Origin of the sequence: Streptomyces sp. NBC_00016, from assembly GCF_045040885.1 — a bacterium.
Taxonomy (GTDB): domain Bacteria; phylum Actinomycetota; class Actinomycetes; order Streptomycetales; family Streptomycetaceae; genus Streptomyces; species Streptomyces coriariae.
The window spans coordinates 6,352,400-6,376,562 of sequence record NZ_CP108304.1; the positions used below are offsets into that span (position 1 = coordinate 6,352,400).

At 71.8% G+C, this 24,163-nt stretch carries 21 protein-coding genes and 1 pseudogene; 9 read left to right on the plus strand and 13 right to left on the minus strand.

What is annotated here, in order from left to right:
- Positions 1-79: 79 nt before the first annotated feature.
- The 9 genes and pseudogenes from OG933_RS28180 to OG933_RS28220 all read right to left on the minus strand — a co-directional run bounded on the left by OG933_RS28180 (position 80) and on the right by OG933_RS28220 (position 8,784).
- A complete protein-coding gene (locus OG933_RS28180; RefSeq protein ID WP_362525316.1) occupies positions 80-1,054 on the minus strand; it encodes a BadF/BadG/BcrA/BcrD ATPase family protein in 975 nt (324 codons plus the stop codon).
- Positions 1,045-2,310, minus strand: a complete 1,266-nt coding sequence (locus tag OG933_RS28185; RefSeq protein WP_405629412.1) for a 6-phospho-beta-glucosidase — start codon at positions 2,308-2,310, stop codon at positions 1,045-1,047. Before OG933_RS28185 ends, OG933_RS28180 begins: the two co-directional genes overlap by 10 nt.
- The gene (locus tag OG933_RS28190; protein ID WP_405629413.1) at positions 2,307-2,546 is read right to left on the minus strand and encodes a hypothetical protein; all 240 of its coding nucleotides are present in this window, start codon (positions 2,544-2,546) and stop codon (positions 2,307-2,309) included. The genes OG933_RS28185 and OG933_RS28190 overlap by 4 nt, the downstream gene beginning before the upstream one ends.
- A gap of 80 nt (positions 2,547-2,626) precedes the next feature.
- Positions 2,627-2,782: pseudogene (locus tag OG933_RS28195) on the minus strand (6-phospho-beta-glucosidase); the annotation flags it as partial.
- Between the two features lie 92 nt (positions 2,783-2,874).
- Positions 2,875-3,768, minus strand: coding sequence for a carbohydrate ABC transporter permease (locus tag OG933_RS28200; protein ID WP_362525311.1), 894 nt, complete (start codon positions 3,766-3,768; stop codon positions 2,875-2,877).
- A 4-nt stretch (positions 3,769-3,772) separates the two neighbouring features.
- A complete protein-coding gene (locus OG933_RS28205; protein ID WP_057600141.1) occupies positions 3,773-4,714 on the minus strand; it encodes a carbohydrate ABC transporter permease in 942 nt (313 codons plus the stop codon).
- A gap of 2 nt (positions 4,715-4,716) precedes the next feature.
- Positions 4,717-6,066, minus strand: a complete 1,350-nt coding sequence (locus OG933_RS28210; protein ID WP_362525307.1) for an ABC transporter substrate-binding protein — start codon at positions 6,064-6,066, stop codon at positions 4,717-4,719.
- A gap of 108 nt (positions 6,067-6,174) precedes the next feature.
- Positions 6,175-7,386 (minus strand): ROK family transcriptional regulator, encoded by a 1,212-nt coding sequence (locus tag OG933_RS28215; protein WP_020127879.1) that lies wholly within the window; start codon positions 7,384-7,386, stop codon positions 6,175-6,177.
- Between the two features lie 294 nt (positions 7,387-7,680).
- Entirely contained in the window at positions 7,681-8,784 is a 1,104-nt protein-coding gene (locus tag OG933_RS28220) for a mechanosensitive ion channel family protein (RefSeq protein WP_362525302.1), read from the minus strand.
- Positions 8,785-9,108: 324 nt separating this feature from the next.
- On the opposite strand from OG933_RS28220, the gene OG933_RS28225 reads away from it, so the two are divergent.
- From OG933_RS28225 to OG933_RS28245, 5 genes are all read left to right on the plus strand, one after another.
- Positions 9,109-9,645, plus strand: coding sequence for an HNH endonuclease (locus OG933_RS28225; protein WP_062650383.1), 537 nt, complete (start codon positions 9,109-9,111; stop codon positions 9,643-9,645).
- Between the two features lie 160 nt (positions 9,646-9,805).
- Positions 9,806-10,429 carry a putative immunity protein gene (locus OG933_RS28230; RefSeq protein WP_405629415.1) on the plus strand — a complete coding sequence of 208 codons (624 nt, stop codon included), beginning with the start codon at positions 9,806-9,808 and terminating at the stop codon, positions 10,427-10,429.
- 268 nt (positions 10,430-10,697) lie between these two features.
- Entirely contained in the window at positions 10,698-10,904 is a 207-nt protein-coding gene (locus OG933_RS28235; RefSeq protein ID WP_405629416.1) for a hypothetical protein, read from the plus strand.
- A complete protein-coding gene (malQ, locus tag OG933_RS28240) occupies positions 10,905-13,049 on the plus strand; it encodes a 4-alpha-glucanotransferase (protein ID WP_405629417.1) in 2,145 nt (714 codons plus the stop codon).
- Positions 13,050-13,198: 149 nt separating this feature from the next.
- Complete coding sequence (locus OG933_RS28245; protein ID WP_362525293.1) at positions 13,199-13,480, plus strand: hypothetical protein; 282 nt, start codon at positions 13,199-13,201, stop codon at positions 13,478-13,480.
- Between the two features lie 168 nt (positions 13,481-13,648).
- Here OG933_RS28245 and OG933_RS28250 read toward each other — a convergent pair whose 3' ends face one another.
- Positions 13,649-14,227, minus strand: a complete 579-nt coding sequence (locus OG933_RS28250; RefSeq protein WP_054240026.1) for a TetR family transcriptional regulator — start codon at positions 14,225-14,227, stop codon at positions 13,649-13,651.
- A 117-nt stretch (positions 14,228-14,344) separates the two neighbouring features.
- Here OG933_RS28250 and OG933_RS28255 point away from each other — a divergent pair, with 117 nt between their 5' ends.
- Positions 14,345-15,880 carry an FAD-dependent monooxygenase gene (locus tag OG933_RS28255; protein ID WP_405629419.1) on the plus strand — a complete coding sequence of 512 codons (1,536 nt, stop codon included), beginning with the start codon at positions 14,345-14,347 and terminating at the stop codon, positions 15,878-15,880.
- Between the two features lie 314 nt (positions 15,881-16,194).
- Positions 16,195-17,943, plus strand: a complete 1,749-nt coding sequence (locus tag OG933_RS28260; RefSeq protein WP_405633544.1) for a hypothetical protein — start codon at positions 16,195-16,197, stop codon at positions 17,941-17,943.
- Between the two features lie 150 nt (positions 17,944-18,093).
- Here OG933_RS28260 and OG933_RS28265 read toward each other — a convergent pair whose 3' ends face one another.
- On the minus strand, positions 18,094-18,615 hold the full coding sequence (locus tag OG933_RS28265; protein ID WP_362525284.1) for a MarR family transcriptional regulator: 522 nt from the start codon (positions 18,613-18,615) through the stop codon (positions 18,094-18,096).
- A 153-nt stretch (positions 18,616-18,768) separates the two neighbouring features.
- On the opposite strand from OG933_RS28265, the gene OG933_RS28270 reads away from it, so the two are divergent.
- Complete coding sequence (locus tag OG933_RS28270; RefSeq protein ID WP_405629422.1) at positions 18,769-19,722, plus strand: EamA family transporter; 954 nt, start codon at positions 18,769-18,771, stop codon at positions 19,720-19,722.
- A gap of 81 nt (positions 19,723-19,803) precedes the next feature.
- Here the strand turns inward: OG933_RS28270 and pepN are convergent, their stop codons facing one another.
- Positions 19,804-22,371, minus strand: coding sequence for an aminopeptidase N (pepN, locus tag OG933_RS28275; RefSeq protein ID WP_405629425.1), 2,568 nt, complete (start codon positions 22,369-22,371; stop codon positions 19,804-19,806).
- A 215-nt stretch (positions 22,372-22,586) separates the two neighbouring features.
- On the opposite strand from pepN, the gene OG933_RS28280 reads away from it, so the two are divergent.
- Positions 22,587-23,084 carry a DUF1203 domain-containing protein gene (locus OG933_RS28280; protein ID WP_405629428.1) on the plus strand — a complete coding sequence of 166 codons (498 nt, stop codon included), beginning with the start codon at positions 22,587-22,589 and terminating at the stop codon, positions 23,082-23,084.
- Here OG933_RS28280 and OG933_RS28285 read toward each other — a convergent pair.
- On the minus strand, positions 23,071-24,090 hold the full coding sequence (locus OG933_RS28285) for an aspartate-semialdehyde dehydrogenase (protein ID WP_362525272.1): 1,020 nt from the start codon (positions 24,088-24,090) through the stop codon (positions 23,071-23,073). The genes OG933_RS28280 and OG933_RS28285 overlap by 14 nt on opposite strands.
- Positions 24,091-24,163: the final 73 nt, after the last annotated feature.

The following is a 24,163-nucleotide window of genomic DNA, read 5'->3' on the forward strand; positions in this document are numbered from 1 at the left end:
CTGTCCATGAATACGCGTCGGGTGGGTGTTCGGTTCCTTCGTGGGGGCCCGTGTTGTGTTCGGGGGCGCATGCGGTCACTCACCCCGCGTGGAAGTGGCTGCGCACCCTTCGTTGCACGTCGGCGTCCGCCCCCAGCCGGTCCAGGCCCAGCAGCGCGGCCCCCAGCACCGGGCGCTCCCGTACGACGCTCGCCACCGCCTTCGGCGCCCGCGCGGCCAGGAGTTCCCGTACCCCGTCGTCCAGTTGCCCGTGGCCCGCGGTGAGAACGCCTCCCCCCAGAAGTACCGGTGTCTCCTCCTCCAGAAGGTCCAGCCGGGTCAGGGCCACCGTCGCCATGGACACCACCTCCTGCGCCAGTCGGTCGACGATCGTGCGCGCCACCGCGTCCCCGTCCCGCGCCGCCCCGAAGAGGACCGGGGTCAGTTCGTGGCGGCGGGACGGGGCGATGTGCTCCAGGTGGAGGGCCTCGATCAGGGCGTACATGGACGGCAGGCCGAAGTGGGACGGGAGCGCGTCGGTGAGGACGGTCGGTCCTCCCCGGCCGTCCTCCGCCCTCGCCGCGTGCCATATCGCCTCCTCGGCCAGGCCCCAGCCGCCGCCCCAGTCGCCCGAGAGGCGGCCGAGGGCCGGGAAGCGGGCGGTGCGGCCGTCGGGGCGCATGCCGACGCAGTTGATGCCGGCACCGCAGACGACGGCCACCCCCCGGGGGTCGGCGACGCCCGCCCGCAGGATGGCGAACGTGTCGTTGCGGACGTCCACGGAGGTGCCCCACGCGCGTGCGTGCAGGGCCGCCGCCAGCTGCTCCTCCTCCACCGGCAGGTCGGCGTTGGCCAGACAGGCCGAGACATGGACGGCGGAGTCGACGCCGGCCGCCGTGTACGCGCGCGTGACGGTGTCGGCCAGGGCGTCCACCGCCGCCGTCACGCCCACGGCGGGCGGGCGGAAGCCGTCGCCACGGGCCGTGGCGAGGACCCTTCCGTCGGCCGCCACGACCGCGACGTCCGTCTTGCTGTTGCCCGCGTCGATGGCGAGCACGCTTGCCGTCAGGCCCACGCGAGATGCTCCCGGTTGTGTGCGATCAGCTGGTCGGTCAGCTGCTCGGCGTACTCGTACTGGGAGACCAGGGGGTGGGACAGCAGGGCCTTGAAGACCCTGTCGCGGCCGCCGTGCAGGGCCGCCTGCAGGGCCAGGTCCTCGTACGCCGTCACGTTCGCCGTCAGGCCGCTGTAGAGCGGATCGAGGGGCGGCACGGGGAGCGGGGACGGACCCTTGGGGCCCACCGCCGCCTGGACCTCGATCACCGCGTCGTCGGGGAGGAAGGGCAGCGTGCCGTTGTTGAGCGTGTTCACCACCTGGTACGGGCTGCCGGAGCCGGTCAGCAGTGCCGCCGCCAGGTCCACCGCTGCCTCCGAGTAGTAGGCGCCGCCGCGCTTCGCCAGCAGCTCCGGCTTCTCGTCCAGGGCCGGATCCGCGTACAGCGACAGCAACCGGCGTTCCATCGCGGCCACTTCCGCCGCCCTGGACGGCTTCGTGCGCAGCTCCCGTACGACCTCGTCGTGCGCGTAGTAGTAGCGCAGGTAGTAGGAGGGGATCGTGCCCAGCCGGTCCAGGAGTACGCGGGGCAGGCGCAGGTCGGCGGCGATCGTGTCGGCGTGGGCGGCCAGGAGGCCCGGCAGCATGTCCTGGCCCTCGGGACCGCCCAGCCGTACCCCGGTCTCCCAGGTGAGGTGGTTGAGGCCGACGTGGTCCAGGTGGACGTCGGCCGGGGTGACGTCGAGCAGGGCGGCGAACTTCCGCTGCAGACCGATCGCCACGTTGCACAGGCCGACCGCCTTGTGGCCGGCCTGGAGCAGGGCGCGGGTGACGATGCCGACCGGGTTGGTGAAGTCGATGATCCAGGCGTGCGGGTTGGTCCGGCGCACCCGTTCGGCGATGTCCAGGACCACGGGGACGGTCCGCAGCGCCTTCGCGAGGCCGCCCGCGCCCGTCGTCTCCTGCCCGACGCAGCCGCACTCCAGCGGCCACGTCTCGTCCTGCTCGCGCGCCGCCTGGCCGCCGACGCGGAGCTGGAGCAGCACGGCGTCGGCACCCTCGACGGCCGCGTCCAGGTCGGACGTCGTCACGATGCGCCCCGGGTGGTCCTGCCGGGCGAAGATACGGCGGGCCAGGCCGCCGACGAGGTTCAGGCGGTCGGCCGCCGGGTCGACGAGGACCAGTTCCTCCACGGGAAGGGTGTCCCGCAGGCGTGCGAAGCCGTCGATGAGTTCGGGTGTGTAGGTCGAGCCGCCGCCGACCACGGTGAGTTTCACTGGCGAGTGCCTCGCTTCCGGGTGGCGGTGGCGGTGTTCGCCGGCCGGGGGGCCGGGGGTTGTCCCCCGGGAGTCTGTGGCATGCGGCGGGCCAGGCCGCCGACGAGGTTCAGGCGGTCGGCCGCCGGGTCGACGAGGACCAGTTCCTCCACGGGAAGGGTGTCCCGCAGGCGTGCGAAGCCGTCGATGAGTTCGGGTGTGTAGGTCGAGCCGCCGCCGACCACGGTGAGTTTCACTGGCGAGTGCCTCGCTTCCGGGTGCCGGGGGCGGTGTTCATGGGCCGGGGGGCCGGGGGTTGTCCCCCGGGAATCTGTGGCATGCGGCGGGCCAGGCCGCCGACGAGGTTCAGGCGGTCGGCCGCCGGGTCGACGAGGACCAGTTCCTCCACGGGAAGGGTGTCCCGCAGGCGTGCGAAGCCGTCGATGAGTTCGGGTGTGTAGGTCGAGCCGCCGCCGACCACGGTGAGTTTCACCGGTGTGCGCCTCGCTTCCGGGTGGCGGTGGCGGTGTTCGCCGGCCGGGGGGCCGGGGGTTGTCCCCCGGGAGTCTGTGGCTTCATGGCTTGTTAACCCTTTACTCCGGTGAGGGTGACACCTTCGACGAACGCCTTCTGGGCGAAGAAGAACACGAGGATCACGGGGGCCATGACCAGCACGGTGGCCGCCATGGTGAGGTTCCAGTCGGTGTGGTGCGCGCCTTTGAAGGACTCCAGGGCATAGGAGAGGGTCCATGCGTTCGGATTTTCGGAGGCGTAGATCTGCGGGCCGAAGTAGTCGTTCCAGGCGGCGAAGAACTGGAAGAGGGCGACGGCGGCGATGCCGGGCTTCGCCATCGGCAGCACGACCTTCAGCAGGGTGCGCAGGTCGCCGCAGCCGTCCACCTTCGCCGCGTCCAGGTACTCGTTCGGGATGGTCAGCAGGAACTGGCGCAACAGGAAGATCGAGAACGCGTCGCCGAACGCCAGCGGGATGATCATCGGCCACAGGGTGCCCGACAGGTCCAGCTGCTTCGCCCAGAACAGGTACATCGGGATGACGACCACCTGCGGGGGCAGCATCATCATCGAGATCACCAGCATGAGCGTCAGATTCCGGCCCCGGAAGCGGAACTTGGCCAGCGCGTACGCCACGGGGACGGACGAGACGACGGTGAGGACCGTGCCCAGTCCGGCGTAGATCAGCGTGTTCCGCCACCAGGTGAGGAAGCCCGGGGTGTCGAAGACCTTCCGGTAGTTGGCCCACTCCCAGGTGTGCGGGATCAGGTCCCGGCTGAGTGCCTGGGAGTCGCTCATCAGGGACGTCAGGAACACGAACACGAAGGGGAGGGTGAAGAAGAGGGCCGCGGCCAGGCCGAGGGAGTGGACCGCGATCCATTCCAGCAGGGCCCTGCGGCGGGCGGTGCGCTCGGCGGGGGAGGAGGGCGTCCGCAACTCCGCCGGCCGGTCCAGTACTTGGGTCATGGGGTCAGTCACCTGCCTGGATGAGACCGCCCCGGCGCCGCATCAACAGCGCGGTGAACGCCATCGACAGGGCGAACAGGACCAGGGCCACGACACAGGCCGAGCCGTAGTCGAAGCGCTGGAAGCCGAGGTTGTAGACGAGTTGGGGAAGGGTGAGGGTGGAGTGCTCCGGGTAGCCGGGCTCGAACATGGTGCCCGCGCCCTGGATCACACCCGAGGCGACCTTTCCGGCGACCAGGGGCTGTGTGTAGCACTGCATCGCCGCGATCACGCCGGTGACGACCGCGAACATGATGATCGGCGAGATGTTGGGGAGGGTGACGAACCGGAACCGCTGCCAGGCCGAAGCGCCGTCCAGTTCCGCGGCCTCGTACTGCTCCTTCGGTACGTCGAGCAGCGCGGCCATGAAGATGACCATCAGGTCGCCGACCCCCCACAGGAACATCAGGGTGAGGGCCGGCTTGGACCAGCTCGGGTCGTTGAACCAGCCGGGCGCCGGGATGCCGATCCTCTCCAGGATCGAGTTGACCGGGCCGGTGCCGGGGTTGAGGAGGAAGGCGAAGGCCATGGTGGCCGCCACCGGCGGGGCCAGGTAGGGCAGGTAGAAGAGGGTGCGGAAGACACCCGTACCGGTCTTGATCTTCGTGATGAGCATGCCGATCCCGAGTCCGAACAGGACGCGCAGGGTCACCATGATCACGACGAGCCAGAGCGTGTTGCGCAGGGCCGGCCAGAAGAACGGATAGTGCTCGAAGACGTACGTCCAGTTCTTCGTGCCGCTCCACGTCGGCGGCTTGAAGCCGTCGTAGTGCATGAACGAGAAGTAGACCGTCGAGATCATCGGGTACGCGAAGAAGACCGCGAAACCGATCAGCCAGGGAGAGAGGAAGGCGAGGGTGCGCAGTGCCGAGCGCCGGTGCTTCGCCCTCAACGTGTGGGTGGTCATCGCTACTTCGCCTGCGCGATGTCCGTGTCGATCTGCGCCGCCGCCTTCTTCAGGCCGGCCTTCAGGTCGGTGACCTTGCCGCTCTCGTAGTCGTAGCCGAGCTGCTGCACGGTGGTGAGGTAGACGCCGCCGTTGATCGACGCCGGGGAGGTGGTCGAGTCCGGGTTCGCGGCGATGTCCAGGAACGTCTTGAAACGCGCGTCGTACTTCAGGTCCGGGGACTTCAGGGCGGCCAGGGTGGACGGCACGTTGTGGATGGCGTTGGAGAAGGCGACGACCGCGTCCGTGTCGGTGGTCATGTACTTCACCAGTTCCCAGGCCGCGTTCTGCTTCTTGCTGGTGGCGGCGATGCCGGCGATGGTGCCGGTGATGTAGCCCTTGCCGTACTGGGCCGCCTGGTCGTCCGGGACGGGCAGCGGGGCGACCCCGATCTCGAAGTCCGGCTTGGCCTCCAGGGCCATGCCGAGGCGCCACTCGCCGTCGAGCTGCATGGCGACCTGACCGGTCTGGAAGGGGTGCTTGGGGCCCCACTCGTCGCCGAGCGTGGAGCGGAAGGTCTCCAGCTTCTTGAAGCCGCCGAGGTCGTCGACGAGCTTCTTCTGGACGGTGAAGGCGGAGGCGACGGCCGGGTCCGTGGCGATGGTCGACTTGCCGGCCGTGTCGAAGTACGTCGGGGAGAACTGGCCGAGGTAGTGCTCGGTGGTCGTCTCCCAGCCGTGGTAGTTCGGCATGAAGCCGAGCTGCTTGAACGTGTTCCCCTGGGTGATCGTCAGCTTCTTGGCGTCGGCCGCGAACTCGGACCAGGTCTTGGGCGGAGTGGTGATGCCCGCCTTCGTGAACGCCGTCTTGTTGTAGTAGAGGCCGTACGCGTCGCCCAGCAGCGGCACGGCGCAGCGGTTGCCGTCGAACTGGGTGTACTCGTTCATGGCCTTCGGGAAGGTCGTGGACGGGTCGATGTCCGCCTTCTCGAAGAAGGGGTTGAGGTCGACGAGGGCGCCCGACGAGCAGAACTTGCCGACGTTGTTGGTGGTGAACGACGAGATGACGTCCGGCGCCTTGGTGCCGCCCGCGCGCAGCGCCTGGTTGATCTTGTCGTCGGTCATGTTGCCGACGACGTTCACATGGATGTTGGGGTGTGCCTTCTCGAAGCCCGCGATCAGCGACTTCACGGCCTTCACCTCGTTCGGCGCGCTCCAGGCGTGCCAGAAGGTGAGGGTCGTCTCCTTCGACGCGTCGTCGTCGGATCCGGTCGCGGACTGGCCGGTACAGGCGGTGGTGCTGAGCAGGAGGGCCGTGGAGGCGGTGAGGGCGAAAGCCGCCTTTCGGACGACTACGGGTATGCGTGTGGGCATGGCGGAGCCTTCCAGGGACAGGGCAGGGTGAGTGGAATGCGGTGAGGTGAGGTGGAGCGGGGTGGAGCGGGGTGAGGTGAGGGTCCGGGGGAGGGGGTGGTGGTGCGGCTAGCGCGAGGTGTCGAAGACCTCGTCGCGGGTGGCCGCCAGCGCGCTCTCCAGCGCGCCGCGCAGCACAGGCCGTTCGGTGACGTCGCCCATGACCAGCTTCGGCCGGGACGCGGCCAGTTCCTCCAGCTCGTCCTGGACGAGGGCGCGCAGCACCTCGCCGCCGGCGGTCAGTGAGGCGCCGCTGAGGACGACGAGTTCGGGGTCGAGTACGGAGACCAGCGAGGCGAGACCGGTCGCGAGCCGGGTCGCGTACGTCTGGAGCAGCTGCCGGTGCGGGGCGGTGTCCTCGGCGGCGGCCCGCCCGACGAGCGCGGCGGCGGCCTCGGCGTACGGTCCGGACGGGAGGTCGGTGATGCCGAGTTCCCGGGCCAGCCGGGGGACGGCCTGGGAGCCCGCCAGCTCCTGGAAGCCACCGCTGTTGGCCTTGGTGACCTGCCGGACCAGGGGTGCGCCCGGAACCGGCAGGAACCCGACCTCGCCGGCGCCGCCGGTCCAGCCGCGGTGCAGTCGGCCGCCGAGGACGAGGGCGGCGCCGAGACCGCCCTCGTTCCACAGCAGGACGAAGTCCTCGTGGCCGCGTGCCGCGCCCAGGCGCTGCTCGGCGACGGCGGCGAGGTTGACGTCGTTCTCGTACTCGACCGGCATGGGCAGGGCCGCGGCGAGATCGTCGAGCAGCGCGGGGGAGTGCCAGCCGGGCAGGTGGGAGGCGTAGCGCAGACGACCGGTGGTGGGGTCGAAGGCGCCGGGGGTGGCGACGACCAGCCGTCGCACCTCGTCCCGGGTGAGGCCCGCGGCCTTCACCGCGCCGTCGAGGGCGTCGGTGACCTGCCGTACGACGGCGTCGGCGGTCTTCCGGCCGGGCGTGGGCACCTCGAACGTGCCCACGGTGCGGCCGGTGGCGTCGGCGACGGCGGCCAGGACGCGTTCGGGCGTGACATCGAGCCCCGCGGCGTACGCGGCGGCCGGATTGACCTCGTACAGCTGGGCGTTGGGGCCGGGGCGCCCCTCGGTGGTGCCGGTCGCGAGCACCAGTCCCGCCGCCTCCAGCCGGGCCAGCAATTGTGAGGCGGTGGGCTTCGACAGGCCGGTGAGCTTGCCGATGCGGGTGCGGGACAGGGGGCCGTGCGCCAGCAGGAGGTCGAGGGCGGCGCGGTCGTTCATGGCGCGCAGGACGCGCGGGGTGCCCGGCGTACCGGCGATTCCTGCCATGGGGTCGACACCTGCCTTTCTGAACTGCCCAGCTTCTCAAGTACGCCGGACGCAAGTCCACATCCGGTCACTGTTAGGAAAGTTTCCTATCGGCTGGCAGGAACGTAGACCCGTCACGAAGGGGACGTCAAGGAGGGAAAGGGGAAACGCCCCCGAGGCAACAGAGTCGTTACTTCGGGGGCGCAAAGGTGGTCGGAAAGGTCGTCGGAATGGTCGCCGGGAGGTCGGCAGGGCCCGGTGGACGCCGGAAGGCCGCACCCGGATCTCGCCGGGTGCGGCCTTCCGGAGTGCGGGCTACTTCGCCGGGGTCACCGGCCGGGGCTGTGCGATCGGTGTCGCCGCCGCCGACTGGGGCGAGTCCGCGTTGGCGAACACCGACGGGGCCGCGACCGCGGCCGTCGGGTCGGCCGGGTCCTCCGTGACGGGGGCGGTCGCGCCGCCCACGATGCGGATGTCGGCCGCGTCGAAGGCGCGCTTGACGCGCCAGCGCAGCTCCCGCTCGACGGCCAGGGCCTTGCCGGGCATCGTCTTCGCGGAGACGCGGACGACCATCGAGTCGAGCAGGACGCTGTCCAGGCCGAGCACCTCGATCGGGCTCCACAGGAGCTCGTTCCAGGGCTCTTCCTTGCTCATCTTCTCGGCGACCTCGTCCAGGGTGGCCTTGACCAGGTCGAGGTCCTCGGACGCCTTGACGGTCACGTCGACGCCGGCCGTCGCCCAGCCCTGCGAGAGGTTGCCGATCCGCTTGACCTCGCCGTTGCGCACGTACCAGATCTCACCGTTGGCGCCGCGCAGCTTCGTCACGCGCAGCCCCACCTCGATGACCTCGCCCGTCGCCACGCCCGCGTCGATCTGGTCACCGACGCCGTACTGGTCCTCAAGGATCATGAACACACCGGAGAGGAAGTCCGTGACCAGGTTGCGCGCGCCGAAACCGATCGCCACGCCCGCGACACCGGCGGAGGCCAGCAGCGGGGCCAGATTGATCTCGAAGGTGCCCAGCACCATCAGGGCGGCCGTGCCGAGGATCACGAAACTCGCCACCGAACGCAGCACCGAGCCGATCGCCTGCGAACGCTGACGCCGCCGCTCGTTGTTGACCAGCAGCCCGCCCAGCGCCGTGCCGTCGACCGAGGAGACGGTGCGGTTCATCCGGTCGATCAGCTTGGTGATCGCCCGCTGCACCACCACTCTCAGCACCACCGCGATCACCAGGATCAGCAGCACGCGCAGACCGATCGCCAGCCAGGTCGACCAGTTCTGCTCGACCCAGCTGGCCGCGTTCGTCGCGCTCTCCTGGGCGTCCTGGAGGGACGGGACGGTCACCGCGGTCGGCGACTCCGAGGGAGTCGGCGACGGTGACGCGTCGGCGGCCAATAGGACGGCGGGCAAGGACACGGCAGGTACCTCCAGGTGCTGCACTGCTCCATTCGGTGCGGCGGTCAAGGGCGACACGCGCTGCGAGGTCACGGAAAGGTCACCGGACGGGCAGAACCACCACACTAACGGGGCATTGTGTGTGGTTCGGCGAGTTCCGTGAAGGAGAGACGGTCCTCACCTGGGCTTGAACAGGCCATGATCCTGGGGAGACAACAGGGTGTGGTCGAAAACACTCCCAGCCCGTTACCGGCACATGGTGGCGCGGTCACCAGGCAAGAGGGGAGACTGACCACAGATCGTCCCGGCGCGAGCCACGCGCCGCCGACGCCCAAGGAGGCATCCGTGCCGCATGTCCTGGTCCTCAACGCGTCGTACGAGCCGCTCGGCGTCGTACCGCTCCGCCGCGCGCTCGTCCTCGTCCTGGAGAACAAGGCGATCTCCCTCGAGGAATCCGGCGCCTTCCTGCACAGCGCGACCGTCACAGTCCCCGCACCCAGCGTGGTCCGGCTCAAGCGATTCGTCCGGGTTCCCTATCGGGGGCCCGTACCTCTGACCCGTCGGGCGCTCTTCGCCCGGGACGGGGGCCGGTGCATGTACTGCGGTGGCGTCGCAACCAGCGTCGACCACGTCGTCCCGCGCAGTCGCGGGGGCAAACACGTGTGGGACAACGTCGTGGCGTCCTGCCGTCGCTGCAACCACACCAAGGCCGACCGGCACCTCGTCGAGATCGGCTGGCGGCTGCGCCACAAACCCGCTCCCCCTTCCGGACTCGCCTGGCGCATCATCGGCACCGGGCATAGGGACCCGCGCTGGCTGCCGTACTTGCAGCCGTACGGCGCGGACGACGCTCTGGCCCGGATCGACGGCATCTCCGCCTGACGATCCGGGTCTTCGTATTGCGTCGCCCGCGCCTTCGCACCGCGTCACCACGGCCTCCGAGCCGGGCGCGACCGGCTCCGGGGGTCCCCTGTGTCCCCGGAGCCGCATCGTCGTCGCCCCGGTCTGGTGGGCGAGGTCCGGGCGGCGGCAGGATGGAGCCGTGCCCACCGAGTCGGACAAGATCGAGCTGAGCGAACACGAACTGCGGGAGATCGCGGGCTACGCGGCCCGCTGCGCACGCAGAACGCTGCCGCTGTTCGAACAGAGCCTCCCCGCGGACCCGCGCCCTCGCGAGGCCGTCGAAGCGGCGGAGGCCTTCGCCGGGGGCGGCCGGCGCACGGGCGCCCTGCGGCAGAGCGCGTGGGCGGCGTACCGGGCGGCACAGGACGCCGCCGCACCTGCTTCAGCCGCCTCACCTGCCTCACCTGCCTCACCCGCCGCGGCCGACGCGGCACGAGCGGCGAGTCATGCGGCCGCCGCCGCGTATCTGCATCCTCTGGCGAACGCGCATCAGGTGAAGCACGTTCTCGGTGCGGCGGCACACGCGGCGCGAGCGGAGGAGCTGGCGGCGGGGGACTCGGCAGCGGGAGAGGCCCGGCCTGTCACCGTGGGGGACCTTGCCACGGTGAGGAGCCCCGCTGCCGGTGTGGGAACCCTGGAATGGGCGTGTCAGCACGCGCCGCCGGCGGTCGCCGCGGTGCTCGGCCGGCTGCCGGCCGCACCTCCCGGAGGCGGACGCGTGGGAGAGCTCATGCGCGATCTCGACGCCGCTCTGCGCGCTTGAGGGCGGCCTGAGGGCCGTCGGAGGGCGGTCTGAGGGTCGTCGGAGGGTCGTCGGAGGAGGGCTGAGGGCTGGCGGGGGTGAGGTCGGCTCCCGCAGGGCGGGCTTGTTCGTCGTGCGCAGTCGGGCGTCGTCGTTTCGGCGCGCCGGTCCGCCGTGTCGGCGCGGGCCGCGGGAGGGGGTGGCGGCGTGTAATGACGTGAGGACGTCTGTCCCCGCGTCCGCTGGGTAGGGCTGGGGTATCCGATGCCGTACTGATGAGGAGGCCACCGTGATCGCACCGGCCCGCTCCAAACGCCTGGCGGAGCCGTCCGCCGCCACCCCCGTCGAGTTCGAGGACCCCTGGCTCGGCGCCTTCAGCGCCGAGGGGACCTCTGCCGAACCCCCGCTGACCAGCGAACCTCCGTTGCCCGACGCCGAGCCCCTGACCAGCGAGCCGCCGCTCGCCGTCACGGACTCCGACTCCACGAGGCCCTAGATGACCGCGCCCCCCGGAGAGGAGCTCGCTAGGCTCGCCGCGCTGCACGGCGTCGCCACCTCCTACCAGCCCTCCCCGGACCGCACGGTGACGGCCTCGGCCGGTGCCGTCTCCCGCGCCCTGGCCGCCCTCGGCGTCGACGCGGGCACCCCGAAGGCCGTACGCGCCGCGCTCGCCGCCCGGGAACGGGAGCTGCGCGAGCGGCTGCTGCCGCCGACGGTGGTGTGCTGGCGCGGAAGCCCCTGCGAAGCGCTCGCCGCCCTCCCCGAGGGCGCCGCCCTGCGGGTGGAGACCGAGCAGGGCGAGAGCCGCGACTCCGTCGAGCAACTCCCGCTCGGGGTGCATCAGCTGACGGTCACCGCACCCGACGGGCGGACCGGCCGCGCCCATCTCGTCGTCGCCCCGCCCCGTCTGCCCACGCCCACGGGACGCTCGTACGGACTCCTCGTCCAGCTGTACTCCCTGCTCTCCCGGCGCTCCTGGGGCATGGGCGACCTCGGTGACCTGGGCGAGCTGACCTCCTGGGCGGGGCGGGCGCTCGGCGCCGGGTTCGTGCAGGTCAACCCCTTGCACGCGGCCGTGCCCGGCACCCCGACCGATCCCTCCCCGTACCGGCCCTCCTCGCGCCGTTTCCCGGACCCGGTGCATCTGCGGGTCGAGGACGTCCCCGAGTTCGCGTACGTCCGGGACGACGGTGATCCGCGGTCCGCGTTGCTCGACCGCGCCGGACGACTGCGCGAAGCCGTCCTGGAGAAGGGCGAGTTGATCGACCGGGACGCCGTGTGGGAGCTGAAGCGGGAGGCGCTGGAGCTGGTCGCCCGGGTACCGCTCGGACCCGGTCGGCGCGCCGCCTACTGCGACTTCCTCGCCGAGCAGGGCCAGGCCCTGGAGGACCACGCCACCTGGTGCGCGCTCGCCGAGGTGCACGGTTCGCAGTGGCGGCGCTGGCCGGCCGGACTCCGGGACCCGCGCTCCGCCGAGACCACCCGCGCCCGCGGCGAGTTGATGGACCGCGTCGACTTCCACTCCCGCCTCGCCTGGCTCACCGACGCCCAGCTCACCGCCGCCCAGCGCGCCGCCCGTGAGGCGGGCATGCCGGTCGGGATCGTGCACGACCTGGCGGTCGGCGTGCACCCCGAGGGCGCCGACGCGTGGGCGCAGCAGGAGTACTTCGCCGCCGGCATGTCGGTGGGCGCACCACCGGACGTCTTCAACGCGCGCGGCCAGGACTGGGGCCTGCCGCCCTGGCGCCCGGACCGGCTGGCCGCCTCCGGCTACGCCCCCTACCGGCGGCTCCTCAAGGCCCTCTTCCGGTACGCAGGCGCCCTGCGCATCGACCACGTCATGGGCCTGTTCCGCCTCTGGTGGGTCCCGCAGGGCGAGCCGCCGACCGAGGGCGCCTACGTCCGCTACGACGCCGAGGCCATGCTCGCCGTCCTGGTCCTGGAGGCCTCCCTGGCCGGTTCGGTGGTGATCGGCGAGGATCTCGGCACCGTGGAGCCGGGCGTGCGCGAGACGCTGCGCGAACGGGGGGTGCTGGGGACCTCCGTGCTGTGGTTCGAACGGGACTGGGACGGCGACGGGCGCCCCCTGCCGCCCGACCGCTGGCGCGACGACTGTCTGGCCACCGCCACCACGCACGACCTGCCGTCCACCGCCGCCCGGCTCACCGGCGAGCACGTCGAACTCCGGGACCGGCTCGGCCTGTTGACCCGGCCCGTGGAGGAGGAACGCGCCGAGGCGGCCAACGACGCGGCGGAGTGGCTGGGCCTGCTCACCCGCCTCGGGCTGCTGTCCGGCACCGGCGGCGGCAGTGACCGCTCCTCCGAGGAGGCCGAGGTCCAGGCCGTCCACCGCTTCCTGCTGCGCACCCCCGCCCGCATGATCGGCGTCTGGCTCCCGGACGGCGTCGGCGACCGCCGCCCGCAGAACCTCCCCGGCACCTGGGACCAGTATCCGAACTGGCGGCTGCCGATCGCGGACGCGACGGGCCGCCCGCTGACCCTGGAGGAGTTGGCGGCCTCGCCGAGGCTGCGGGCGCTGATCGAGGTGCTGAGGGAAGAGCACGACCACGACCCGGCTGGAAGCAGCCCCACGGCCCGAGCTTCTGCCCGAGCCTCTGCCCAAGCTTCTGCGGAAGCCTGAGCGGGAGCCTGGGCGGGTGCAGGAGGGGGATCTCGAGCCGCGACGGGGGTGCGACGGCGGCAGTCCCGCGGGGTGCCGTGCGAGTGCCCCGCGCCTCATACGGCACCCCGGGCGCGCGCTCCCCGACACCGTTCGCTAACTTGGGCACCGTGGACAAGAAGAACGCCCTGCGCGCCGGCGCCCTGGCTGCCGGTACGACGCTGATGATGCTGCTCATGTCGTCCCCCGCGCTCGCGCTGACCCGCGACGACGGTGACGACCCCGGCCCGGGTCTGAGCGTCGGCGAGACGCTGGGCCTCTATGTGGTGGCCCCCATCGGGCTGTTCCTGCTGATCGCCGGCCTGGTGTGGGTCCTGGACAAGTCGAAGGACAGGGGCGACACCACCAGCTCCAACATCACCGTGAAGGGCCGGACGAAGGCCAAGGCCTAGCTCGCAGGCCCCCTGATTTTCGGCCCGGATTCGGGCCCGAGGGCGTCGACTTCCTCCGCGTACGCGCATGCCGTACGTGGAGGAAGCCGGCGCCCTCGACGCGTTTTGCGGGCCCCGCCCCGCCCGGCCGGGACCTGAGCCCGGCCGGGACTTGAGCTAGGCCGGGATCTAGGGGTGGGGTGCCGTCAGATACCGCTGCACCGTGGGCGCCAGCCACGCGACGGCCTCCTCCCGTGGCAGCGTCACGACCGGCGGGAAGCGCAGGACGTAGCGGGTGAGCGCGAGCCCGAGCAGCTGGGTAGAGCAGAGCGCCGCGCGGGCCGGGACCTGCTCGGGGTCGGGGCAGACCGTACGGGCCACCGGCAGGAGCTGGTCGCGGAAGATGCCCTGCATCCGCTCGGCCCCGGCCTCGTTGGTCACGCCGACCCGGAGCAGCGCGGTGAGCACCTCGTTCTCCTCCCACATGTCGAGGAAGTGGGTCACGAGAGCCCGGCCGATCTCCTCGCGGGGAAGCGCGGTGAGGTCGGGCAGCTTCAGGTCGACGGCGACGGCCGCCGCGAAGAGACCCTCCTTGCTGCCGTAGTAGCGCATCACCATCGACGGGTCGATGCTCGCGTCCCGCGCGATGGCGCGGATGGTCGCCCGCTCGTAGCCGTCGGCGGCGAACCGTTCGCGGGCGGCGTCGAGGATGGCCGTGCGGGTGGTGTCGGAGCGGCGGGGGGAGCCGGGGGGCTTGCTGTCTGGCATGCCAACAAGCGTAGGCCAACATCTGTAGGCCAACAAGCGTTGACATTCACTTCGCCGCGGTTCTATGTTTGCCAACAAGCGTTGACCAACAAGCGTTGGCACCCCCAGGAGGTCACGATGACCGGCACCACTGGAACCACAGGCACCACAGGCACCCCTCCCCGTCCCGTGATCGTTGTCGGGTCCGGTCCCACCGGGCTGCTCCTGGCCGGTGACCTCGCCACCGCCGGTGTCCCGGTCACCCTCGTCGAGAAGCGCCCCCACCACCTCAGCAACCTCTCCCGCGCCTTCGTGCTGCATGCCCGCACCCTCGAACAGCTCGACGCCCGCGGCCTCGCCGACGAACTCGAGCAGGCCGGCCGGTCCCTCGACCGGCTCCGCCTCTTCGGCGGCCTCACCGTCGCCCTCGACACGCTCCCCTCCCGCTTCAACCACCTCCTCGTCCTACCGCAGTACGAGGTGGAGAAGGTGCTGCGGCGGCGCGCCGTCGAGGCGGGCGTGGAGTTCCGGTACGAGACCGAGGTGACCGGCCTGAGCCAGGACGCGGACGGCGTGACCGTGCAGGTCCGCAACGCCGCCTCCGCCTCCGCCGCCGATACCGCTGCCGCTGCCGCCACCGCCACGGCCGGTGAGGTGCCGGGCGAAGAGCTGCGGGCCGCGTACGTCGTGGGTACCGACGGCATGCGCAGCGTCGTGCGGGACGCGATCGGACTGCCCTTCCCGGGCCGTTCCGTCATCCGCTCCGTGGTTCTCGCGGACGTCAGGCTCGCGGAGGAGCCCGAGACGCTGCTCACCGTCAACGCCGTCGGCGACGCCTTCGCCTTTCTCGCGCCGTTCGGCGACGGCTACTACCGGCTGATCGGCTGGAACCGCGCCCGTGACGTCCCCGACAGCGAGCCGCTCGACCTCGACGAGGTCAAGGAGGTCACCCGGCTCGCCCTCGGCCGTGACTTCGGGATGTACGACGCCCGCTGGATGTCCCGCTTCCACAGCGACGAACGTCAGGCGCCCGCCTACCGCGTCGGCCGTGTGTTCCTGGCCGGCGACGCCGCGCACGTGCACACCCCGGCCGGTGGTCAGGGCATGAACACCGGGCTCCAGGACGCGGCCAACCTGAGCTGGAAGCTCACCCAGGTGGTCAACGGTCACGCGCCCGCCGACCTCCTCGACACCTATCAGGCCGAACGGCACCCCGTCGGCAGGTCCGTCCTGCGCAGCAGCGGCGGCATCGTGCGCCTCGCCATGGCCAAGCGCCCCTGGACGCTGGCCCTGCGTGCCGCGCTGACCGGCTTCCTCGGCGCCGCGGCTCCCGTCCGCCGCATGGCCGTCGGTCAGCTCACGGGCATCGGCTTCCGCTACCCCGCTCCCCGCGGCGCCCACCGGCTCACCGGCACCCGCGTCCCGGACGTCGCGCTCGCCGGCGGTGGCCGCCTCTACGAGGAGCTGCGGGGCGGCCGCTTCGTCCTGATCACCCCGGGGGCCTGCGGCGACCGCGGTGCCGACGCCCGCCGCGAGGACCGGCTCGCCGTGGCGCACTGGGCGAGCGACCGCCGTACGGCACTGCTCGTACGTCCCGACGGCTATGCGGCCTGGGCGTCCGACACCGCCGAGCCGGGCGCCGTGGAGGCCGCCCTCGCGACGCACGTCGGCTGAAAGTACGCCGGAAAGCACCTGTGCGCAGTGGTGCCGGTAATTCCGTCGACAGGCCGTGTGCCGGCTGACAGGCTCCTTCGCATGACCTACCGAATCGAGTTCCCCACCGCTCGGTGAGCGCCCCGGCTGTGCCGCCGCCCGCCCTGTACGACCAGGTACGGCGCTTGAGGCAGGAGTCGCCGGACGGGCTCCCGCCCGGCCGTGGTTTCGACCTCCCCGCCGACCTCCGCACCGACCTCCGCGCCGACCTTCGCACCGACTTTCCCGCCGACCTCCCTTCGGAGCCCCCTGAGACGCGGCTGTCCCGCAGGGCGATGGCGGGTGTCGTCCGGGAGGCACTGAACCCGCTGCCGGAGGATCCGGCCACCCTGCACCGTCGCTTCGCCGAACTCGGCGTCCGGGGCCGCCACCGGAATCTGATCCGGTCGGCCGTCGCCGCCCTGCCGCTGCCGGCCGACGAGCACGCCACCGCGCGCGCACTGGCCAGGCAACTGACCCGGACCGGCAGCACCGTGCCCGCCGTCACCGCGGGCCTCGCCCTTCTCACCCGCCTCGGCGAGCCCGAGGACGTCCCGTACCTCTCCACCCTCGGCCTGCTCCGGTCGCTCACCGGGCCGGCCGTCCAAGCCCTCGACGCCCTCGACCGCCGGTCCGCCGCCGTCCTGTGGCTCGTGACCTCCGTCAGTCGTGGCGAACTACGGCCGCTCGTCCGTGCGTTGGGGGCGGGGGACGACCGGGCCGTCCGCTCGGAGCTGGTGGCCTTCCGGGCCGAACCCCGTTTCCTCGGCGCCACGACCGCCCGCCGTATCGCGGAGGCCGCCCGGTTGCCCGACCTGCTCGCCGAGCATCCCGCCGATCCGGCCCTGCTCGCCCGGGCGGCCCGGCTGCTCGTCCGGATGGGGTGCGCGAGCGACAACACGACCGAACTTCTCACCTACCGCGAGGCACCCGCCGTGTACGAAACCGTTGTCACCCGGGCCGGCCTCCTGTCGCCGACCGTCGAACAGCACGCCACGCTTCTCTCGCTCGCCCTCGATCTGAGCAGCGGCCCCGGAGCGCTGCTGGACTGGCCCTCCGGCTGCCGCGAGACGCTCCTCGGATCCCTCGGCCGACTGCTGGCGGAGCCCTCCTGGACCGCCACTGCCACGGCCGGCCTCGACCCGGAGCGCCCGGCCGGCCTCGATCCGGAGCGCCCGGCCGGCCTCGACCCGGAGGACCCGGCCGGCCTCGATCCGGAGCGCCCGGCCGACGTGGCCCGGCGGCTCCGGGTCGGCTGGATCCGGCGTACCGGACGGCGGCCGTTCGCGCGTCCCGCCGCGCCCGACAGGGGGCTGCGCGTCGAGATCGTGGCCGGAGACCCCGTGGACCGGGCGCCCGTCGAGACCCGCATTCTCGTCGACGGGCGGCCCCTCGTCCCGGCGGTCTTCGCGCACGGGCCCGCGCACGGTCCGGAGGAGCTCCTCGACGAGGGTCTGCTGCGGGCCGGCCCGGAGCCCCGCCGGGTGCGGCTGGCGGAGGCCTGGTGCAGCGAGGGGTGCTGCGGCGCGCTCCATGTCACCATCCGCCGCGACGGCGACCAAGTCGTGTGGGAGGACTGGCGGCGGCCGCCCCCGCCGGGCAGCCGCGGTCCCGCGCCCGAACTCCCGGTCCTCCGGTTCGAGGCCACCGCCTACGACGCGGAGATCGCCCGCGCGGAGGCGGACCGGGCCTGGGCCTGGCCGGCCCGCACCGTGGCCCGGCTGATCAAGGCGGGGCTGGTCGAACGACCGGAGCTGCTGAGCCGCTGGGATGCGCGCCGGGGCTGGATCAGCACCGGCCACGAGGAGCCGGACACCGCCCAGGTGCACTTCTGGTACCAGCCGGGACTTGGCGCGGGGCGCCCGGAAGAGGATCCGCTCGTGTTCCGCTGGACCGTCCCGGACGACGGCACCCCGCCCGAGGCGCAGGCCGCCGCAGCCCTGCGCCGGCTGGCCGAGGAGGATCCGAAGAGCTACAGCCGGGTGAGCGGCGGCACCCGCAAGCGTGCGGAAGAGCTCGGCTACACCTGGCCCTTCGACGACTGACCGGTCCCCGGCCGACTTCCCGCCCGGTCCCCGGCCGACTCCCGGGTCGGCTCCAACCGACTCCCGGCCGGCTCCCCGGTCGGCTCGTCGAGTGCCCGGTCGCAGTGTCGGTCGCAGTGTCGGTCATAGCGCCCGGTCGTAGTGCCCGGCTCAGTTCCTCGACGTCTCCGTCGTCGACAGCAACTCCCTTAGCAGGTCCGCCAGTTGACCGACCCGCTCGGTGTCCAGGGCGGCGGCCAGGGCTTCGGTCTGGGCGGCGAGACCCGCGCCGACGGCCCGGTCGACCACATCGAGCCCCTTCTCGGTCAGCGTCACCTGGAGGCCCCGGCGGTCGTGCGGGTCGGGGGAGCGGCGCAGCAGTGCGGCCCGTTCCAGTTTGTCGAGGCGGCCGGTCATGCCACCGGTGGTGAGCATCAGCGTCGCCGACAGTTGGCGGGGCGAGAGGGTGTACGGCTCGCCGGAGCGGCGGAGGGTGGCGAGTACGTCGAACTCGCCCCGTCCGATGCCGAGAGCCGCGTACGCCTTCTCCAGCCGGTCGCCCATCGCGCGTGCGAGCCGGGAGATCCGGCCGAAGACCTCCATGGCGCCGGTGTCGAGGTCGGGCCGGACCGTCGCCCACTGTTCGATGATCGCGTCGACGGGATCCTTGCGCGGGGGCTGCGGGCTGCTCATGGGACGAGTATCCCCCCGATTACGGTCACCCACGAGAAAGTGGCTCGACGCTAAGCCGCTCGATGTTAAGCCGGTCAACACTAAGCCGGTCAACAGTAAGCCGATCAGCACTAAGCCGCTTGACGCTAAGTCGCTTAGCGCTAAGCTAAGTCCATGAAGAGGTCCTCGACCGTCCTGCTCACCGCTCTCGCCCCGGTCTCCTGGGGCACCACCTACGCCGTCACCACCGAGCTGCTCCCCGCCGACCGCCCGCTGTTCACCGGCCTGATGCGGGCCCTGCCCGCCGGGCTGCTGCTGCTCGCCCTCGGCCGGGTCCTGCCGCGCGGTGTCTGGTGGGGGAAGGCCGCGATACTCGGCGCGCTGAACATCGGCGCCTTCTTCCCGCTCCTCTTCCTCTCCGCCTACCGGTTGCCCGGCGGCATGGCGGCGGTCGTCGGCTCGGTGGGACCACTGTTCGTCGTCGGTCTCTCGGCGCTGCTGCTGGGGCAGCGGCCGACCGCCCGGACCGTGCTGGCCGGGGTCGTGGCCGCGTTCGGCGTCAGCCTGGTGGTGCTGAAGGCGGCCGGGGCGCTGGACCCGCTCGGCGTCCTCGCGGCGCTTGCCTCCACCGCCTCGATGTCGGCCGGCACGGTCCTCACCAAGCGGTGGGGCCGCCCGGACGGCGTCGGCCCGCTCGCCCTCGCCGGCTGGCAGCTCACCGCGGGCGGCCTGCTGATCGCCCCGCTCGCCTTCCTCGTCGAGGGCGCCCCGCCCGCCCTGGACGGCCGCGCGGTCGGCGGCTACCTCTATCTGGCCCTGGCGAACACGGCCGTCTCGTACTGGCTCTGGTTCCGTGGCATCGGCCGGCTCACCGCCACCCAGGTCACCTTCCTGGGCCCGCTCTCCCCGCTGACCGCGGCCGTCGTCGGCTGGGCCGCCCTCGGCCAGGCGCTGACGCCGCTCCAGCTGACGGGCATGGCGCTGGCGTTCGGCGCGACGGTGGCGGGCCAGCTGAGGGCCGGCGGCGGGACGGTCGTACGCAGGTCCGGGCCCGCTGAGAGGGAGGTTCGCGCGGACCGGGACCGGCGGGGACGTGACAGGTCCGGCGCTCCGGCGCTGCGGCGGTGAGAGCGACGCGGCCCGGACATGGCGGAGGGCGCCCGATGAGACATCGGGCGCCCTTGGCCGCGTAGGGACTGCCGGGAAGGACTACTGCGCGTCGGCCGCCTGGGCCTTCAGCGCACGCTCCACACCCGCGCGTGCCTCGGAGACGAGACGGCGCAGGGCCGCGTTCGGCTCGGCCGAGGCCAGCCAGGCGTCCGTCTTGGCCAGGGTCTCCCGGGAGACCTGGACCGCCGGGTAGAGGCCGACCGCGATCTGCTGGGCGATCTCGTGCGAGCGGGAGTCCCAGATGCTCTTGACGACCTCGAAGTACCGGTCCGTGTACGGCGCGAGCAGCTCACGCTGGTCGGTCTGGACGAAGCCGCCGATGACCGCCTCCTGCACGGCGTTCGGCAGCTCGTCGGAGTCCACGACCGACGCCCACGCCTCCGCCTTGGCCTCCGGGGTCGGCCGGGCGGCCCGGGCGGTCGCCGCGTGCCGCTCGCCGGCGGCCGTCTTGTCCCGCTCGTACTCGGCGGTGATGTCCGCCTCGTCGAAGGTCCCCACGGCCACCAGCCGCTGCACGAACGCCCAGCGCAGCTCGGTGTCGACGGCCAGGCCCTCGATGGTCTGGCCTCCGTCGAGCAGCGACTCCAGGAGGTCGATCTGCTCCGGCGTACGGGCGGTGGCCGCGAACGCGCGCGCCCACGCCAGCTGGTGGTCGCTGCCCGCCGCGGAGGACCGCAGATGCGCCAGCGTGGCGTCCGTCCAGCGGGTCAGCAGGGCCTCGCGGGTGGCCGGCGCGGCGTACAGGTCGATGGCGAGCTTGACCTGGCGGTGCAGCGACTGGACCACCCCGATGTCGGACTCCTTGCCGATGCCGGACAGCACCAGGGACAGGTAGTCGCGGGTGGGCAGCTCGCCGTCCCGGGTCATGTCCCAGGCGGACGCCCAGCACAGGGCGCGCGGCAGGGACGACTCGAAGTCGCCGAGGTGCTCGGTGACGAAGGCGAGCGACTGCTCGTCGAGGCGGACCTTGGCGTACGACAGGTCGTCGTCGTTGAGCAGGACGACGTCCGGACGGCGCTTGCCGGCCAGCTGCGGTACGGCCGTCAGCTCGCCGTCGATGTCCAGTTCGACGCGCTCGTCCCGCACCAGCTTGCCGCTGTCGTCGTCGAGCCCGTACAGACCGACGGCGATGCGGTGCGGGCGCAGGGTCGGCTCGCCCTTGGCGCCGGCCGGGAGCGCCGGGGCCTCCTGGCGGATCGCGAAGGACGTGATGACACCCTCGGCGTCCGTCTCGATCTCGGGACGGAGGATGTTGATGCCGGCGGTCTGGAGCCACTTCTGCGACCAGGTGCCGAGGTCACGGCCGGAGGTCTCCTCCAGCGCGCCGAGCAGGTCGGACAGGCGCGTGTTGCCGTACGCGTGCCGCTTGAAGTAGGCCTGCACGCCCGCGAAGAACTCGTCCATGCCGACGTACGCCACGAGCTGCTTCAGGACGGAGGCGCCCTTGGCGTAGGTGATGCCGTCGAAGTTGACGAGGACGTCGTCCAGGTCGCGGATCTCGGCCATGATCGGGTGGGTGGAGGGCAGCTGGTCCTGCCGGTACGCCCAGGTCTTCATGGAGTTGGCGAACGTGGTCCACGAGTGCGGCCAGCGCGACTGCGGGTGGTACGCCTGGCAGGCGATGGAGGTGTACGTGGCGAACGACTCGTTCAGCCACAGGTCGTTCCACCACTCCATGGTGACCAGGTCGCCGAACCACATGTGGGCCAGCTCGTGCAGAATCGTCTCCGCCCGCAGCTCGTACGCCGCGTCGGTCACCTTCGACCGGAACACGTACTGGTCCCGGATGGTGACCGCGCCCGCGTTCTCCATCGCGCCCGCGTTGAACTCCGGCACGAACAGCTGGTCGTACTTCTTGAACGGGTACGCGTAGTCGAACTTCTCCTGGAACCACTCGAAGCCCTGCCGCGTGACCTCGAAGATCGCGTCCGAGTCGAGGTGCTCGGCGAGGGAGGGCCGGCAGTAGATGCCGAGGGGCACCGACTGTCCGTCCTTCTCGTACACGCTGTGGACGCTGTGGTACGGCCCCACGATGAGCGCGGTGATGTAGCTGGAGATCCGCGGGGTCGGCTCGAAGGCCCAGACGTCGTCCTTGGGCTCGGGCGTCGGGGAGTTGGAGATGACGGTCCAGCCGGTCGGCGCCTTCACGGTGAACTGGAAGGCGGCCTTGAGGTCCGGCTGCTCGAAGGACGCGAAGACACGGCGGGCGTCCGGAACCTCGAACTGCGTGTACAGATAGGCCTGCTCGTCGACCGGGTCGACGAACCGGTGCAGACCCTCACCGGTGTTGGTGTACGCGCAGTCCGCGACGACCCGCAGGACGTTACGGCCCTGCAGCAGGCCCGGCAGCGCGATCCTCGAGTCCTTGAAGAGCCCCGCCGCGTCGAGGGTGTCCCCGTTCAGCGTGACCTCGTGGACGGTGGGCGCCACCAGGTCGATGAAGGACTCCGCGTCCCCCTCCGCGACGTCGAAGCGCACCGTCGTGACGGACCGGTAGGTCCCTCCCTCCTGCGCACCGGAGAGGTCGAGATCGATCTCGTACGAGTCAACGGTGAGCAGCTTCGCCCGCTGCTGCGCCTCTTCGCGAGTCAGGTTTGTGCCAGGCACGCGGTCATCTCCTCGGATATGTGTCGGTTGCGTCATCCTTCCACGGGACGGCTGCCTGGGGCGACGACCTTATGGGCGTCCGTCCGGCCGTCCGGCTGTCCGTCCGGCCGGCCGTCTGCCGAGGTGATGGTCCGGTCGACGTTGTCGGGATCGCTCCCGAGCGTGACGTCCGGAAGCCGCCGGTCTCGTCGGCCGTCCCGCGCCAGGGTGGAGGTATGACCTTCACAGCGAACGTGAACGACGTGGCCTGCGCGCCACGGGCCATCCCGGGCGGTGTGCTCGACGAGCTCCGGGTCGTCGACGACGCCGGACGGCGGACGGCACCCTTCGCCGACGAGGAGGGCGGCGCCCCGCTGCGGTGCTGTCTGCGGCGCAGTGCCGTGGGGGAGCGGATCGCGCTCGTCTCGTACGCGCCGCTGCGCCGCTGGGCGGCCGGCGCGGGGGTCGACCCCGGGGCCTACGACGAGCAGGGGCCCGTGTTCGTCCACGCCGACGGCTGCGCGGGGTTCGCCGGGGACGACCACCCCTTCGCCCAGGCGCACCGCACCGTGCGGCGGTACTCGGCCGAGGGCCGCATCCTGGGCGGCGCGCTCGTCGGCGTCGGCGGGCTCGACGAGGCGTTCCGGAACGCCTTCGACGACCCGGACGTGGCGTTCGTGCACGTCCGGGCCGTCGAGTACGGCTGCTTCCTCTACGAGGTCAGGCGGACCTGAGCTCGGCCGCCACCAGCTCCGCGATCTGCACGGCGTTCAGCGCCGCGCCCTTGCGGAGGTTGTCGTTGGAGATGAACAGCGCGAGACCGTGCTCCACGGTCTCGTCCTCCCGGATGCGGCCCACGAACGACGGGTCCTTGCCGGCCGCCTGGAGCGGGGTCGGGATGTCGCTGAGGGCCACGCCGGGGGCACCGCCCAGCAGCTCCGTCGCGCGCTCGGCGCTGATCGGGCGCGCGAAACGGGCGTTGACCTGGAGGGAGTGGCCGGAGAAGACCGGGACGCGCACACAGGTGCCGGAGACCTTCAGCCCGGGGATCTCCAGGATCTTGCGGGACTCGTTGCGGAGCTTCTGCTCCTCGTCGGTCTCGTTCAGGCCGTCCTCGACGATCGAGCCCGCGAGCGGGATCACGTTGAAGGCGATGGGGCGCTGGTAGACCTGCGGCTCCGGGTAGTCGACCGCCTCGCCGTCGTGGGTCAGCCGGTCCGCGTCGGGCACGACCTTCTGCGCCTGCCCGTGCAGCTCCGCCACGCCCGCGACGCCCGAGCCGGACACCGCCTGGTACGTCGCGACGACCAGCGCCTCCAGACCGGCCTCCGCGTGCAGCGGCTTCAGGACCGGCATCGCGGCCATCGTCGTGCAGTTCGGGTTGGCGATGATGCCCTTGGGGCGGTCCACGATCGCGTGCGGGTTCACCTCGGAGACGACCAGCGGCACCTCGGGGTCCTTGCGCCACGCCGACGAGTTGTCGATCACGACCGGGCCCTGCGCGGCGACCTTCTCGGCCAGCGCCCGCGAGGTCGCGCCACCGGCGGAGAACAGGACGATGTCGAGGTTCGCGTAGTCGGCCGTCGCCGCGTCCTCCACCGTCACGCCGTCCAGGACCGTCCCCGCCGAACGGGCCGAGGCGAACAGGCGCAGCTCCGTGACGGGGAAGTCACGCTCCTTGAGGATCCTGCGCATGACCGTGCCGACCTGACCGGTGGCTCCGACGATTCCGACCCTCACGGCGACTCCTTGCTCTGTTCACGGCTCTTTACGGACTTTTCCATCATGCGGCCGACCCCGGCCCACCTGTCCA

Bases quoted from the DNA above. Each gene is read 5' to 3' on its own strand.
- OG933_RS28205 (WP_057600141.1), bottom strand. From the start codon at position 4,714: ATGACCACCCACACGTTGAGGGCGAAGCACCGGCGCTCGGCACTGCGC.
- OG933_RS28265 (WP_362525284.1), bottom strand. From the start codon at position 18,615: ATGAGCAGCCCGCAGCCCCCGCGCAAGGATCCCGTCGACGCGATCATC.
- OG933_RS28270 (WP_405629422.1), top strand. From the start codon at position 18,769: ATGAAGAGGTCCTCGACCGTCCTGCTCACCGCTCTCGCCCCGGTCTCC.
- OG933_RS28260 (WP_405633544.1), top strand. From the start codon at position 16,195: ATGGCGGGTGTCGTCCGGGAGGCACTGAACCCGCTGCCGGAGGATCCG.
- OG933_RS28250 (WP_054240026.1), bottom strand. From the start codon at position 14,227: ATGCCAGACAGCAAGCCCCCCGGCTCCCCCCGCCGCTCCGACACCACC.
- OG933_RS28255 (WP_405629419.1), top strand. From the start codon at position 14,345: ATGACCGGCACCACTGGAACCACAGGCACCACAGGCACCCCTCCCCGT.
- OG933_RS28210 (WP_362525307.1), bottom strand. From the start codon at position 6,066: ATGCCCACACGCATACCCGTAGTCGTCCGAAAGGCGGCTTTCGCCCTC.
- OG933_RS28215 (WP_020127879.1), bottom strand. From the start codon at position 7,386: ATGGCAGGAATCGCCGGTACGCCGGGCACCCCGCGCGTCCTGCGCGCC.
- malQ (WP_405629417.1), top strand. From the start codon at position 10,905: ATGACCGCGCCCCCCGGAGAGGAGCTCGCTAGGCTCGCCGCGCTGCAC.
- OG933_RS28200 (WP_362525311.1), bottom strand. From the start codon at position 3,768: ATGACCCAAGTACTGGACCGGCCGGCGGAGTTGCGGACGCCCTCCTCC.
- OG933_RS28280 (WP_405629428.1), top strand. From the start codon at position 22,587: ATGACCTTCACAGCGAACGTGAACGACGTGGCCTGCGCGCCACGGGCC.